12 protein-coding genes are annotated in these 14,070 nt (G+C 75.0%); 2 read left to right on the top strand and 10 right to left on the bottom strand.

What is annotated here, in order from left to right:
- Positions 1 to 63: 63 nt before the first annotated feature.
- Positions 64 to 1,311 carry a 5-aminolevulinate synthase gene (gene hemA / locus ACFY2K_RS04290; protein WP_380523202.1) on the top strand — a complete coding sequence of 416 codons (1,248 nt, stop codon included), beginning with the start codon at positions 64 to 66 and terminating at the stop codon, positions 1,309 to 1,311.
- Positions 1,308 to 2,864: a long-chain fatty acid--CoA ligase gene (locus ACFY2K_RS04285; RefSeq protein ID WP_380586670.1), complete on the top strand. Its 1,557-nt coding sequence runs from the start codon at positions 1,308 to 1,310 to the stop codon at positions 2,862 to 2,864. Before hemA ends, ACFY2K_RS04285 begins: the two co-directional genes overlap by 4 nt.
- On the opposite strand, the gene ACFY2K_RS04280 is transcribed toward ACFY2K_RS04285, so the two are convergent.
- From ACFY2K_RS04280 to ACFY2K_RS04235, 10 genes are all read right to left on the bottom strand, one after another.
- A complete protein-coding gene (locus ACFY2K_RS04280) occupies positions 2,818 to 3,477 on the bottom strand; it encodes a LuxR C-terminal-related transcriptional regulator (protein WP_375887218.1) in 660 nt (219 codons plus the stop codon). The genes ACFY2K_RS04285 and ACFY2K_RS04280 overlap by 47 nt on opposite strands.
- An 87-nt stretch (positions 3,478 to 3,564) precedes the next feature.
- Entirely contained in the window at positions 3,565 to 4,953 is a 1,389-nt protein-coding gene (locus ACFY2K_RS04275) for an MFS transporter (protein ID WP_387709715.1), read from the bottom strand.
- A gap of 181 nt (positions 4,954 to 5,134) precedes the next feature.
- Positions 5,135 to 6,961 carry an AMP-dependent synthetase/ligase gene (locus ACFY2K_RS04270; protein WP_380523204.1) on the bottom strand — a complete coding sequence of 609 codons (1,827 nt, stop codon included), beginning with the start codon at positions 6,959 to 6,961 and terminating at the stop codon, positions 5,135 to 5,137.
- A gap of 35 nt (positions 6,962 to 6,996) precedes the next feature.
- The gene (locus ACFY2K_RS04265) at positions 6,997 to 8,349 is read right to left on the bottom strand and encodes a cytochrome P450 (RefSeq protein WP_387709520.1); all 1,353 of its coding nucleotides are present in this window, start codon (positions 8,347 to 8,349) and stop codon (positions 6,997 to 6,999) included.
- A gap of 45 nt (positions 8,350 to 8,394) precedes the next feature.
- Positions 8,395 to 9,249 carry a class I SAM-dependent methyltransferase gene (locus ACFY2K_RS04260; protein WP_375887209.1) on the bottom strand — a complete coding sequence of 285 codons (855 nt, stop codon included), beginning with the start codon at positions 9,247 to 9,249 and terminating at the stop codon, positions 8,395 to 8,397.
- Positions 9,243 to 10,073: an alpha/beta fold hydrolase gene (locus ACFY2K_RS04255; protein WP_375887207.1), complete on the bottom strand. Its 831-nt coding sequence runs from the start codon at positions 10,071 to 10,073 to the stop codon at positions 9,243 to 9,245. Before ACFY2K_RS04255 ends, ACFY2K_RS04260 begins: the two co-directional genes overlap by 7 nt.
- Complete coding sequence (locus ACFY2K_RS04250; protein WP_375887204.1) at positions 10,070 to 10,726, bottom strand: LysR substrate-binding domain-containing protein; 657 nt, start codon at positions 10,724 to 10,726, stop codon at positions 10,070 to 10,072. Before ACFY2K_RS04250 ends, ACFY2K_RS04255 begins: the two co-directional genes overlap by 4 nt.
- On the bottom strand, positions 10,719 to 11,438 hold the full coding sequence (locus ACFY2K_RS04245) for a DUF6182 family protein (protein ID WP_375887202.1): 720 nt from the start codon (positions 11,436 to 11,438) through the stop codon (positions 10,719 to 10,721). The genes ACFY2K_RS04250 and ACFY2K_RS04245 overlap by 8 nt, the downstream gene beginning before the upstream one ends.
- 32 nt (positions 11,439 to 11,470) lie before the next feature.
- A complete protein-coding gene (locus ACFY2K_RS04240; protein WP_387709517.1) occupies positions 11,471 to 12,628 on the bottom strand; it encodes a hypothetical protein in 1,158 nt (385 codons plus the stop codon).
- A complete protein-coding gene (locus ACFY2K_RS04235) occupies positions 12,625 to 14,070 on the bottom strand; it encodes an FAD-dependent oxidoreductase (RefSeq protein ID WP_387709515.1) in 1,446 nt (481 codons plus the stop codon). Before ACFY2K_RS04235 ends, ACFY2K_RS04240 begins: the two co-directional genes overlap by 4 nt.

Here is a 14,070-nt window from a genome sequence, read left to right as displayed (position 1 = left end):
GTACCGGTCAACCCCCGTACTGATCAAGCCACTTTCACGTCGTGTCGAACGAGAGGAACTCCCATGCCCCGGCACCTCGACTACTTCACCCAGCAGCTCACCGAGGAGCAGCGCCGCACCCGCACCTTCCTGGAGATCGGCCGCCGCGCCGGCAACTTCCCCAGCGCGATCGCCCGCACCGCGGACGAGGAGAACGAGATCACCGTCTGGTGCAGCAACGACTACCTCGGGATGGGACAGCACCCCTCCGTCCTGGCCGCCGTCCACGACGCCGTGGCCCGGTTCGGCGCCGGCTCCGGCGGCTCCCGCAACATCGGCGGCACCAACCACCGCCACGTGGAGCTGGAGCGCGAACTCGCGGACTGGCACCGCAAGGACGCGGCGCTGCTCTTCGCCTCCGGCTACACCGCCAACGACGGCGCGCTCGCGGTGATCGCGGGCAACCCCAAGGGCACCGTCGTCTTCTCCGACGAGCTGAACCACGCGTCGATGATCGACGGCCTGCGGCGCAGCGGCGCCCAGAAGCGCATCTTCCGCCACAACGACGTCGCGCACCTGGCCGAACTCCTCGCGGAGACCGACCCGGAGGCGCCCAAGCTGATCGTGCTGGAGTCGGTGTACTCCATGTCCGGTGACGTGGCGCCGCTCGCCGAGATCGCCGACCTGGCCGAGCAGTACGGCGCGACCACCTTCCTCGACGAGGTGCACGCCATCGGCATGTACGGCCCCGAGGGCGCGGGCATCGCCGCCCGTGAGGGCATCGCCCACCGGTTCGACGTCATCATGGGCACCCTCGCCAAGGGCCTCGGCACCGCCGGCGGCTACATCGCCGGGCCGCAGGACCTGGTCGACGCGGTGCGCACGATGTCGCGGGCGTTCGTCTTCACCACCTCGCTGCCGCCCGCGACCGCGGCAGGCGCCCTGGCCGCGGTGCGCCACCTGCGCGGCTCCGACGCCGAGCGGGAGAGCCTGGCCCGCAACGCCCAGCTGCTGCACCGGCTGCTCCAGGAGGCCGACGTGCCGTTCCTGTCGCCCGACTCGCACATCGTCTCGGCGCTGGTCGGCGACGACGCCCTGTGCAAGGAGGCCTCGGCGCTCCTCCTGGACCGGCACAAGCTGTACGTCCAGGCCATCAACGCCCCCAGCGTCCGGGCGGGCGAGGAGCTCCTGCGGATCGCCCCGTCGGCGACCCACACGGAGGCCGACGTGGAGAAGTTCGCCGAGGCCCTGGCGGGCATCTGGCAGGAGCTGGGGATCGCCACCGCCTCCGACCGCGCGGCCGGGCACACCACCGCGAAGGAGCTTGTGTGACCCGCTCCCTGGCCGCCGTGCTCGCCGATACGGCGGCACGGCGGCCGGACCGTCCGGCCCTGGTCCAGGACGACACCGTCGTCACCTACGGGCAGCTGTGGGACCGGGCCCGCCAGTACGCCGCGGTGCTGCGCCACCACGGCGTCGGCCCCGGCGACCGGGTGGTCCTGCTCCTGCCCAACTCCCCCCGCTTCCCGGCCGCGTACTACGGGGTCCTGGCCCTGGGCGCGGTCGTGGTGCCGATGAACGCGCAGTCCCGCACCGCCGAGGTGGAGTTCGTCCTCAAGGACTGCGACGCGCGCGCCCTGGTCTGCGAGGGCACCGTCGTCGGGCAGGGCGGGCCGGCCGCCTCGGCCGCCGGGATCGCGCTGTTCACCGTGGCGGACGACCGCTCCGGCGGGATCGACCTGGACGCCCCCCACCCGGGGCAGCCGGTCGACGGGCACGTGGCGGTCGCCCCGGACGACCTGGCGGCGATCCTCTACACCTCGGGCACCACGGGCCGCCCCAAGGGCGCGATGCTCACCCACCGCAACGTCGTCACCAACATCGAGGTGACCGCCGTCTCCCCGTTCGGGGTCCAGGACGACGACGTGCTCTACGGGTGCCTGCCGCTGTCGCACACCTTCGGGCAGGTCTGCGTCATGGGCACCTGCTTCCTGGCCGGCGCCACCCTCGTCCTGGCGCCCCGGTTCGCCGCCGAGCAGGCCCTCCAGGAGATGGCGCGCCACGGCTGCACCGTCTTCATGGGCGTGCCGACCATGTACCACGCGCTGCTGGAGGCGGTGGCCGCGGGCGCGCCCGCGCACCGGCTGCGGCGCGCCTACAGCGGCGGATCCGCCCTGGCCGTGCCCGTCCTCAACCAGGTGCGGACCGTCCTCGGCTGCGAGGTGTACGAGGGGTACGGCCTGACCGAGACCTCGCCCTGCGTCTCGTACAACCACCCGGGGACGCCGCCGCGGCCCGGCACCGTCGGGCTGCCGGTCACCGGTGTGGAGGTGGCCGTCGCCCGCGCCGACCTGGAGGGCCGCGTCGAACTGCTGCCCGTGGGCGAGGTGGGCGAGGTCGTCGTCCGGGGCCACAACGTGATGGCCGGCTACCTCGGCCTGCCGAAGGCCACCGCCGAGGTGCTGGTGGACGGCTGGTTCCGGTCCGGGGACCTCGGGCGCCTGGCACCGGACGGCTACCTCACGCTGGTGGACCGGAAGAAGGACGTGATCATCCAGGGCGGCTACAACGTCTACCCGCGCGAGGTCGAGGACGTGCTGCTGCGCCACCCGGGCGTCGAGCAGATCGCGGTGGTGGGTGTCCCCGATCCGGCCCGCGGCGAACAGGTCTGCGCCGTCGTGGTGCGCCGGGACGGCTTCGGCACCGACCCCGAACTCGTGGACGGACTCGACGAGTTGGCCCGCCGGGAGTTGACCGGCTACAAGCGGCCGCGCCGGGTGGAGTTCGTCGAGCGGCTGCCGCTCGGCCCCAGCGGCAAGGTCCTCAAGCGCGAGCTGGTCACGCTGCTGCTGGCTTCGCCAGCAGGCCGAGTTCCATCGCCCTGACCACGGCGAGGGTGCGGTTGGGGCTGTTGAGCTTGGCGAGGATGTTCCCCATCAGCCGCTTGACACCGTTCTCCGAGATGCCCAGTGCGCGGGCGGCCTGCTTGTTGCTCAGGCCGCCCGCGACCAGTTCCAGGACCTGGGTCTCCCGCGCCGTCAGCGCGACCGCGGGGCCGGGGTCGGCGGGCACCAGCAGGCGCCGCGCCAGGCTCGCCGACACGTGGAAGCGCCCGGCGGACACGTCGGCGACCGCCTCCCGCAGCAGGCTGAGGTGGAGGGCCGACCGGTCCACGAAGCCGTGCACGTGCGGGGCCCAGGCCGGGGTCATCCGCTCCTCGGGGCCGACCAGGACCACCAGCCGCACGTCGTGGTCGCGCAGCCGCCGGGCCGGCGCCGCGTCCGGGGCCTCCGCCAGCTCGGCCGCGGAGGTGAGCAGGAGGTCCGGCGACAGCTTCGGCGCCGCCTCCGCGGCGTCGGCGACGGTCGGGTAGCTGAAGATGCTCGCGATCGACTCCAGGGAGTGCAGCATCCCTTCGAGCCCGTAGCGGTGGATGTCCTTGCGGACCGCCAGGGCCACGGTGAGGCCCGGCGAGGACGGAAGCGTCGGAAGGTGCATGATCTCCTTCTCCTGTGCGTACGAGGGTGGGGCCTCGGGTCGTGCGAGGGTGGCCGCCCCGGACGGGGCGGCCACCCTCCTTGCTTGTCAGGACCGGTCGGTCAGCACCGGCTCGCCCTCGGGCCGGGGAGCGGCCGTCGGGACGCTCTGCGGGACGACGGCCGCGGGGGCCTGCTGCCGCACCAGCCAGAGGCCGGTGAACACGGCGCTCACCAGGGTGACGACCCCGGCGGTGAGGAACGCGGTGTTCAGACCGCTGCTGTAGGAGGCACCGTGCTCCTGGCGCGTGCGCACGATGGCGCCGAGCACCGCGACCCCGAAGACCGCGCCGATCTGCCGCGTGGTGCTGCTGATCCCCGAGGCGAGGCCGCCCTCCTGGACACTGACCGAGGAGATGGCCGCCCCGGTCAGCGGGGACATGGTGAGGCCGAAGCCGACACCGGTGACCGCCAGGCGCCACCACACGTTCAGGTACGGCGTGTCCGTGTGCACGGCGGCCATCGTCACCAGCCCGGCCCCGGCCAGGACCAGGCCCACGGTGACGACGCTGCGGAAGCCGAACCGCGCGGCGATCCGGGCGGCGTACGGGCTGCACACCACCATCGCGAGCGTGCACGGCAGCGTCTCCATCGCCGAGCGCAGCACCGAGTGGCCCTGCACGGTGGCGAAGAACTGGGTGAAGAAGAAGCCCGAGCCCATCAGACCGAAGCCGACCACGATCATCGCCGCGTTGGAGACGGTGAACAGCCGCAGCCGGAACAGGCGCAGCGGCAGCATCGGCCTGGCCGAGCGGGCCTCGACGACCAGGAACAGCACCAGCAGGACGACCGACGCGGCGAAGCAGGACAGGATCAGCGGCGCCGTCCAGCCCTTGTCACCGGCCTCGGTGAGTCCGAAGGCCAGCGTGCCGACGACCAGGAGCGCCAGCACCTGGCCGGGCACGTCGAGCGGGGGCGCTTCGGGGTTGCGCCGGTCCGGAAGGATACGCGCGCCCACGATCAGCGTCACCACGCCGATGGGGATGTTGATCAGGAAGATGGCACGCCAGTCGAAGGCCTGCACCAGCAGGCCGCCGGCCGCGGGCCCGACCGCGAGGCCGATCCCGCTGAACGTGGCCCACTGGCCGATCGCCTTCACCCGGTCCCCCGGTGCGGGGTAGCCGGAGGCGAGCAGCGCGAGGCTGGCGGGGCTGAGCGCCGCGGCCCCGATGCCCTGGAGGATGCGGGCGGCCAGCAGCCAGCCGACCGAGGCGGACAGGCAGCACGCCAGCGAGGCGAGCGTGAACACCGCCATGCCGCCCAGGAAGACGCGCTTGCCGCCGAAGCGGTCCGCGAAGACGCCGCCGGCCAGCAGCAGCATCGCCACCGCGAGCACATAGGCGTTCACGATCCACTGCAGCCCGGTCAGGGTCGTGTCCAGGCGCTTCTGCATGTCCGGCAGCGCCGCGCTGGTGATGGTGTTGTTGAGGAGGACCATGAACTGCCCGATGCAGGTCACGGCGAGTAGGGCGACCCTGTTGTGGGGACGGATCCCGTCGGACACAGGGGTGGCTCCTTATCGAGAGTCGGGGTTCTGGGACGCGGGGAAGGAAGGGTCGGGGTCGGACGGGTGGTCAGGTGCTCGGGTGCTCGGCCGGTCGGGCGGGGGCGGAGCCGGGTCAGTCCGCGCCGTACATCGACTCGATGGCGTCCGCGTGCAGCTCGGCTATCGCCGTCCGGCGCAGGCTGAGCTTCGGCGTCAGCTCACCGCTCTCCGGCGTCCACGGGCCGGGCAGCAGGCGGTACTTCTTGATCTGTTCGACCCGGGCGAGGACGGCGTTGGCCTCGGCGACGGCCTGGTCGAGGGCGGCCCGGACGGCCGGGTGGCGGGCCGGGTCGGCCAGCTCCGCCGCGTCGACCCCGTTGGCCCGCGCCCAGGTGGGCAGGGCGTCCTCGTCCAGGACGAGCAGCGCGGTGACGTACCGTCGGCGGTCGCCGATGGCGGCGGCCTGGCCGATCAACGGGTGGGCGCGCAGCAGGGATTCCAGTCTGGTCGGGGCGATGTTCTTGCCCCCTGCGGTGATGATCAGCTCCTTCTTGCGGTCGGTGATGGTGACCAGGCCGCGGTCGTCCACGGCGCCGACGTCGCCCGTGGGCAGCCAGCCGTCGGCGTCGGTGGCGGGGTCGAGGCCGCCGTCGGCGCGCAGGTAGCCCGCGCACACCACGGGGCCGCGCAGGAACAGCTCGCCGTCGGCACCGGTCCGGATCTCGATACCGGGCCCCGGACGGCCGACCGCGCCGAGCGCGAAGACCTCCGGCGTACTGACGGTGGCGGCCCCAGTGGTTTCGCTGAGCCCCCACACCTCGTAGACGGAGAGCCCGAGCCCGGCCAGGAACTCGAGCACGGCGGTGGGAATGGGCGCCGCGCCGCTGAGGGCGCGGTGACAGTCGTCGAGCCCGATGGCGGCTCGCAGCGGCTGCAGCACGACATCGTCCAACTTTTCATACTGGGAAGCAAGTTCGTTCGGGACCGACCGCCCGGCCGACCGCAGCCGGTACACCTCGACGGCGGTCTCCCGCGCCTCGTCGACGGCCGCGGCCTCCGCGGGCGGCAGCGCCGCGAGCCGGGCGCGCGCCGCGACCGCCAGCTTCTCCCACACCCGCGGCACGCCGAAGAGCGCGTGCGGGCGCACCGCCCGCAGGGCGGAGGCCAGTTGGGCCGGGTCGTCGCAGATGGTGACGTGGCCCGCGTTACAGATCGGCATGTAGATGCCCAGCACCCGCTCGGCGATGTGCGCCAGCGGCAGGTGGGCGATCGTGCGCGGGTGCGCGGGCACGGGGACGAGGCGGTCCTGCATCATCGACTCGTGGATGACGTTGCGGTGCGAGAGCACCACGCCCTTGGGGTCGCCGGTGGTGCCCGAGGTGTAGACGACGGTCAGGGGCGTGTCGGGCGTCGCGGTGTCGGTCAGCTCGTCGAAGGCGCGCTCGTCGGGCAGTTCGCGGGTCAGCTCGGCGTACGTGACGTACCGCGGGTCACCCGCGGGGACGGCCGCCGGCTCCACCAGCACGACCGCGCGCAGCCCCTGCATTTCCGTCAGCACCGGCTGCCAGCGCCGCAGTTGCTCGGCGCCCTCCAGGACCACGACGGTGGCCGCGCTGTGCCGGGCCACGAAGCGCAGCTGTTCGGTGCTCAGCGTGTCGTAGGGGGTGCAGGCCAGCGCGCCGAGGTGGACGGCGGCCAGGTCGGTGATCCAGTGCTCGGGCCGCTTGGACATCGCGATCAGCACCCGCTCGCCGCGGGACAGGCCGAGCCCGGCAAGGCCGTGGGCGAGCGCGGCGGTCTCGGCGCGCAGCTGCGACCAGGTCCGGGTGGTGGCGTCGGGGCCGGTGCCGCCGGTGAGCGCGGGACGGCCGGGGAAGGCGCGGGCGTTGCGGCGCAGCAGCCGGGTGATCGTCAGGTCCCCGGTGTCGACGGACGGTCGGGGCGGTGTCGCCGATGCCACGGCGGGCTCCTTCGGTTGCGGGGGTCGTTCCTGGGTCACTCGGCACCGTCGCGGCCGCGCGCGCGCACCACCAGGGGGAGGCTGCGCGGGTACGGCAGGGAGCTCGTCGCCATCCGGATCCGGGCGCCGGGCGCGATGCGCAGCTGCCAGCGGGCGGCGAGGGTGGCCAGGGCGACGGTCATCGTGGTCGCGGCGAGGTGCTCCCCGATGCAGCGGTGCGCTCCGACGCCCCAGGGGACGTAGGCGCCGGGCGGCGGGGCCTGCTCGGGGTCGGCCGCGGCGCGCTCCGGGTCGAAGCGGTGCGGGTCCGGGTAGACGGCCGGGTTGCGGTGCACGGCGCGCGGGCTGTAGCCGACCTCCGCGCCGGCCGGGACGAGGGTTCCGGCGAGGACGACGTCGTGCCGGGCGCGCCGGGTGGAGAGCATCGGCGCGTGCAGCCGCAGCGTCTCGTCCACGACCTTGCGGGTGTACGAGAGCTCCCTGACCCGGTCGTAGCCGAGCGGCCGACCGTCCAGGACGCGGGCGGCCTCGTCGTGCAGCCGCTGCTGGACCTCGGGCCGGACGGCCGTCTCGAAGACCGCCCAGGTCAGCGTGGTGCTGGTGGTCTCCAGGCCGGCGAAGACCAGGATCAGGGCCTCGCCGCGGATCTCGTGGTCGGTGAAGGGGCGGCCGGTGTCCGGGTGGGTCGCCTTCAGCAGGATGTCGAGCACGTCGGGCACCGGGCCGGGGTTGGCCCGCCGGTCCCGGATCAGCGCGTCGATGACGGCGTGGAAGCGGCCCATGGCGGCCTGGAAGCGCCGGTTGGCGGGGGTCGGCAGGGTCGTCAGGGCCTCGGGGAAGACGGTCCCGGCGAGCAGCTTGCCCGAGATCAGGCTGAGGGTGTGCCGGATGTCGCGCACCACGGCCGGGGCGAGGTCCGCGCCGAACAGGGAGCGCAGCACCACGGCGGCGACGAAGTCGGAGACCTCCTCGTCCGCCCGGACCGGCGTGCCGGGCCGCCAGGCGCCGAAGCGCCGCTGCGCCTCCTCGACGATGGCCCCGGTGTGGTCGCGCACGCTGGTGCGGCTGAACGCGGGCTGGAGGGTGCGCCGCTGGTGCCGGTGGCCCGCGCCGTCGGAGGCGATCGGCGGGTTCCCGAAGTGCCCGGCCAGGACGTCGAAGAAGCGGCCGCGTTCGAAGGCCGCGGTGTCGACCTGGATGCGGTGCACCAGGGCCGGGTCGTTGGCCAGGTACAGGCCGACGGGCCCGAACCCGACCCGCACCAGCGGGTCCCCGGTCCTGGTGGACTCGAAGAAGGACAGCGGCCGGCGCAGCAGTGCGGGCACGTGGCCCAGGACGGGTACCCGGCCGGGGGCCGGCGGGCAGGGGGCGGTGGTGGTCGCTGGCATGGTGCTACGGGCTCCTCGTCGTTGCCTGGGCGGCGGGTTCCGCGGTCAGTGGGAAGCGCCGGGCACGGTGCCGACGGCGAGCACGTTGCCCTCGCTGACGTAGCCGTCGGGGTCGTCCAGCGGGTGGGCGGGGTCGGCCGGGTCGGCGAACCGCCGCCACCCGTCGTCGAGGCCGAGGGCCAGGGCCTGCCCGGCCAGTTGCGCGCACGCGGCCTTGTAGAAGTCCTGGGCGGCGGGGGCCAGGGGGGCGTGGTGCTCGATCAGGACGGTCCGCCCGCGCACCCCGGTGAGCCCGGCGCTCCTGAGGTGCCGCTGGAGCTCGCGGGTGCGCAGGAGTTGCCGGGCGTAGCCGGGGCGCGCGCCCGCGGCGCGGAAGAAGTCGGTGAACAGGTAGGGGTCGGCGGGCCGGGCGGTGATCAGGTGGGCGTCCAGGTCCTTGACCGCGACGGTGCCGCCGGGGCGGACGACCCGGATCAGCTCCGCGAGCGCCCGGTCGAGTTCGTCGTCGTCGAGGTACTGGACGGTGTTGGCGCACCAGACGGCGTCGAAGCCGTCGTCCGGGAAGGGCAGGTCCAGCAGGTCCGCCGTGCGGACCTCGGTGGGGCAGGGCAGCCGCCAGGCGGCCGCGCGCTCGGCGGCGAGCGCGGCGTTCTCCTCGGCCAGGTCGACGGCCGTGATCCGGCCGCCTGCGCCGACCAGCGCGGCGAGGTGCGGCAGGAAGTCGCCGGGGCCGCAGCCCGCGTCCAGGACGTGCTGTCCGGGGCGCAGGCCGGCCCGGCCGAGCAGGTCCAGATAGGTCTCCTCGCAGGCGCGGAAGTGCGCGTCGACGATGGCGTGGTGGGTGAAGCCGAGGCCGGTCGAGGAGGTGTGCCCCCAGGCCTCGTGGTCCTCGGTCAGCACGCCCGGGCCCCGCTCCGGGCGTCCGCCGTGGCGTCGACCTCGGCCAGCAGGCCGCGGAGGGCGTCGGTGACCGCCTCGGGGGCCTCCAGAGGCTGGAGGTGGCCCGTGCGGGTGAGGGTGATCAGGCGCCCCTGCGGCAGCGCGTCCGCGACGTACCGGGACTCCTCCGGGGCGACCAGGGCGTCCTGCGCGCCGGCGATCACCAGGGCGGGCACCCGGGCCGCCCGCAGGACGTCGGTGGAGTCGGGGCGGGCCGCGATCGCCCGCTGGGCCCAGGCCAGCGCGGCGGGGTCGGCGGCGCGCGCGTCGGCGAGGACCCGGGCGAGCAGGTCGGGGCGCTCGGCGCAGGTGGAGTCGGCGAGCAGCAGCGGGGTGACCCGCTCCACCAGCACGGGCCGGTGGGCCGGGTCCTGGACCAGTTCCGCGAAGCGGAGCCGCTGGGCGGCGTCCTCGGGGTCGTCGGCGGTGGCGCGGGCGGAGAGCAGGGCGAGCCCGGCGACCCGGTCGGGGTGGCGGCGCAGGAACGCCATCGCCGCGTAGCCGCCCATGGACGATCCGGCCAGGACGACCCGGTCCAGGCCGTGCCCGTCGAGCGTGCGGGCCAGGTCGTCGGCGACCACGTCGAGCGAGGGCGGGGCGTCGCCGAGCGGGGCCGATCCGAAACCGCGCTGGTCGACGGCCAGGACGGTGCGCCCCAGGGCGCGCAGGGCGCGCTCCTGGGCCGCCCACATCGAGGCGTGCAGGGAGAGCGCGTGCAGCAGGACGACGGGCGTGCGGGCGCCGGGCCTACGGGTGGCGGGTGTCCGGGGGGCGGTCACGGTCACCGGGAGGCCTCCGCCTCGGCCGTGGTGATGAACTCCCGCACGTGGTCGTGGACCTCGGCGCCGCGGACCCACGCCAGGGTGACCGGGGCGGGCGGCAGGTCGTGGATCGGCACCACCGCGATGCCGGGCGGCGCGAGGTCGGCGAGCGAGACCAGCGAGATGTGCACGGCGTCGCCGGCGGCGACCGTGCGCATCATCTCCGGGACGGTGCGCACCCGGCGCACCCGGCGGATGGGCCGCCCGGCGGGCGTGCGCGCCGGTACCACGTCGTCCCACACGTACGCGGGGAAGTCCCCGGGCGGGGCGAAGGCGTCGTAGTCGGCGAGCTCCTCGATGGAGACCGACGCCCGGCCGGCCAGCGGGTGCCCGGAGCCGACGACCACCGCGCGGGCGTCCTCGGTGAGCACCCGGCTGGTGACCAGGTCGGGTTCGTGGATGCCGAACTTCACGATCATCACGTCGAGTTCGCCCGCCCGGACGCCGCGGAACGGGTCGGCGATGTCGTACTCGACCAGCCGCACGTCGGCCCGCTCACGGCCGGCGAGCCGGACGATGCGGTCCACCACCTCGGTGGAGCCGTGGTAGCCGAACCGGACGGTCGGGGGGTTCCCGGCCGTCGGGATCCGCTCGGGGGTGGGGGTCTGCTCAGGCAACGCGTGCCTCCTCGGTCAGTCCGGCGGCCGCCTTGAGCCGTCCGGGAAGGTGCTTCTCGGTGGTCACGCGCACGGTGACCAGGTGCGCGGGGGCCCCGACGATCCGGGGCACCTGGTGCACCACCAGGTGGTCGCCGGGCGCGATGTGGCCGTCCAGGACGGCTTCCGCCAGCACGTGGTTGACGTGCACCAGGGCCTCCGAGATGGTGCACTCCGCGGTGGCGACGTACAGGTCGCGGCGGGCCCGCGGCCGGCCCGGCGGGTGGGGCCCGCCGGGGATCTCGACCAGGGTGTCCGGCCGGTCCGGCAGCCGGGCGGGCGCGTCGAAGGCCTTGAGCAGCCTGCGCAGCGCGGAGGTCCGGGCGGCGGGCCCGGGCGCGGTCCAGGCCGCGGAGCCGTCGGCGGCGGTGTGCGCGAAGCGGAACCGCTCGCGCAACTGCTCCGGGTTGCCGGCGAGGAAGACGGTGCGGGTGAAGGAGGTCCGCCAGTCCGCCGCCTGCCGGGGTTCGACGCCGAGGGCGAAGACGCAGGTGTCGCGCACCCACCGGGCCAGGTCGAAGGCCTTGAGCACCACCACGACCGAACTGCCCGTGTCGCCCTCCGCGGTGATGTCGCCGCGGGCGGCGGTCAGGCCGTCGTACGAGGTCAGGTCGTGCCGGGCGGCGAGGTCGGGACGGGCCGCGCGGATCCGCATCGCCTCCTGTTCGCGCAAGCAGTCCTGCGTGGTGGAGGCGGCCCCGGCGCTCACAGGAACACCGCCTGCAGCAGGTCCTCGGCGGGCGCGGCGCGGCGCCTGCCGAGGAGGTGGGAGGTCAGCCGGTAGGGGTTGACGTACACGTGGTCCTTCCGGTGCTGTACCAGCTGCTCCCGGAGCGCCGCGGCGTCCGCCTCCGGACCGGCCTCCTCCAGCAGGCGTTCGGCCCGCCGGAGGCACTGCGCCAGCAGGTCGGAGCGGAACGACTGCTGCCGGCCGGGGCCGAGCACGGCGATGAAGTACAGCCGCATGCCCAGGCGTACGGCGTCCTCGTGGTGCTCGGCGCGGGCGGCGTCGATCAGCGTCCCGGCGTGCAGCCCCCGCCAGCCGCCCTGCCGCGCGGAGCGGATCCGGCCCTCGATGGGCACCCGGCCGACCGGCACCCGCCGCACGCGCGGGCCGAACTCGCTCAGCACCCGCTCCAACTGCTGGTAGTCGGAGTCGAGTTCGTGGTCGTAGAGGAGCACCAGCTCGTCGAAGTCCGGGGCGAGCGGGATGAGTTCCCGCAGGGCGCAGGCCAGGTAGTTCGGCCGCCCGTCCGCGGTGACCAGCCGGCGCAGCGGCAGTCCGAAGCGGGTGAGGTCCAGGTAGACGGGGCCGCCGACCTCGCGCTGGTCCAGGCACATGCCGAGCGCGGTGAGCCGGTCGAGGACGGCGTCCAGGCCCAGGCCGGGCGGCTGGTGCCGCAGCAGTCCCGGGTCGTGCAGGCCGAGGGCCGCGTAGTGCCCGGACCACAGCTGGAGGACGCGGGTGCCCACCGGGTGCACCCAGCCGCGTTCGACCGCCTCGGCGTACGGGAGCAGGGCCTGCGCGGGGGCGCGCTCGGCCGCGCGGAAGGCGACGTACAGCTCGCCGATCCGCTCCTCGGTGAGGTCGCCGTAGTCGGTGGCGCCCCGGCTGCGGTCGAGGAACTCCCAGAAGCCCAGGGTCTGTTCGGTGGCGTGGTAGGTGGTGTGGCTGTAGCGGTAGGCGACGTCCGCGAGGGGGCGGGTGGCCCGGTACATCACGTCCGTCCACAGCAGCCCCTTGAGGTGGCTCGGCGTGAGCGGCTTGGACGGGGTGATGGTGACGGGCGCGAGGAGCACCCGGGGGCGGTCCGCCGCGTCCGGTCGCGGGCGGGGGCCCGCCACCGGGAGGGTCGTCGTCATGCGCGAGTCCCTTCTGTCGCGGTGACCCGGCGCAGGAGCTCGTCCCGGCCGGGCGGCGGGGTCGGCGCGGGGCCGGCGGGGGCCGCCTGCCGGACCCGGGCCAGGAACTTGTCGTCGGCGAACAGCTGCGCGGGCGTGCGCAGGGTCATCAGCATCCGGGTGAGCCCCCGCCAGACCGTGCCGTCGGTGCGGGCCGCGGCGGCGATCTCCGCGCCGGAGGGCAGCCCGCCGGTGGGCGGCACCGGCACGGCGGGGCGGCCGTCGACGGCGGCCTGCCAGCGGGCGCTGCGCAGCCGGTCGGCCCCGGCGGCCTGCTCGTACCAGGGTAGGAACAGCTCGTGGGTCATCCGGGCGACGGCCAGGCGCTGCGCGGCGTCGACGTCGGGCTGCTCGGCCAGCAGGTCGGCGAGCCGGAAGGCGTGGTCGAGGGCGAGCGACATGCCGCGGCCGAAGAGCGGGTTGGTGATGCAGGCGGCGTCGCCGACCTGGAAGAGGCCCGGGACGGGGACCTGCCGCGGGCCGGCCGCCCCGCGCAGGGTGTTGGGCGGGCTGGAGATGACCCGTACCGGCGAGATCGGGGAGCTGACGCCGTCCTCCAGCCAGGGGGCGAGGCCCGGGGTGGCGCGGGCGGCCGCGGTGAACCCGGTGCGGGTGCGCAGGCCGGCCTGGAGGACGCGGTCGCCCGGCAGGGAGCCGAGGGCGATGGAGAAGGTGCCGTCGTCGCCGGGGTGCAGCACGCCCGCGTAGTGGTCGTAGACGTCCCCGACGCCGTGGCCGCGGTTGAGCGGCCCCGGCAGGGCACGGCCCCGCAGCCGGTAGAAGCGGGTGTGGCCGACCAGCCCGGACGCGCTGGTGCGGTCGGCGGTCACCGGGATGCCGGCGTCGTGCAGCCAGCGGCGGGACAGCGCCCGGCGCCCGGTCGCGTCCACCACGATGTCGGCGCGCACCCGCTCGCCCGCGCCGGTGACGACGGCCGCCACGCCCCGGTGCCCGGGGTGGAGTTCGAGGCCGGTGACGGTGGTGTCGTGCCGGACGGTGACGTCGGGCGTGTCGCTGACCGTCCGGTGCAGCAGCAGCTCCAGGGTGGAGCGGCGGCAGCCGAGCGCGACCAGGTCGCCGTCGCCGGGCTCCGGGGCGCTGTCGGCGGCGTCGGCGGGCAGCGCCCGGGTGAGGTCGAGGACCGTCGCGCCCGCGGCCCCGGCGTCGGCCAGCAGCCGCGGTGCGCGTTCGCGCAGGACGCGGACGCCGAGCGAGGTGAGGGTGTGCGACTGGAGGCCCTGGGGCGCGGTCGGGCGCCGCCACCCGGAGCCGGGATCCGCGGTGGACCACTGCGGCGGTCCCGGGGCGCGCTCCAGGACCAGCACGCGGTACCCGGTCCCGGACAGGGCGAGCGCGCTCGCCAGCCCGGCGACGCTTCCGCCGACGATCACTGCGGTCGGCAT

This window comes from Kitasatospora sp. NPDC001309, from assembly GCF_042896295.1.
Lineage (GTDB): Bacteria > Actinomycetota > Actinomycetes > Streptomycetales > Streptomycetaceae > Kitasatospora.
Note: the sequence above shows the minus strand (reverse complement) of the source record. Positions and strands in the feature narration are given on the sequence as shown.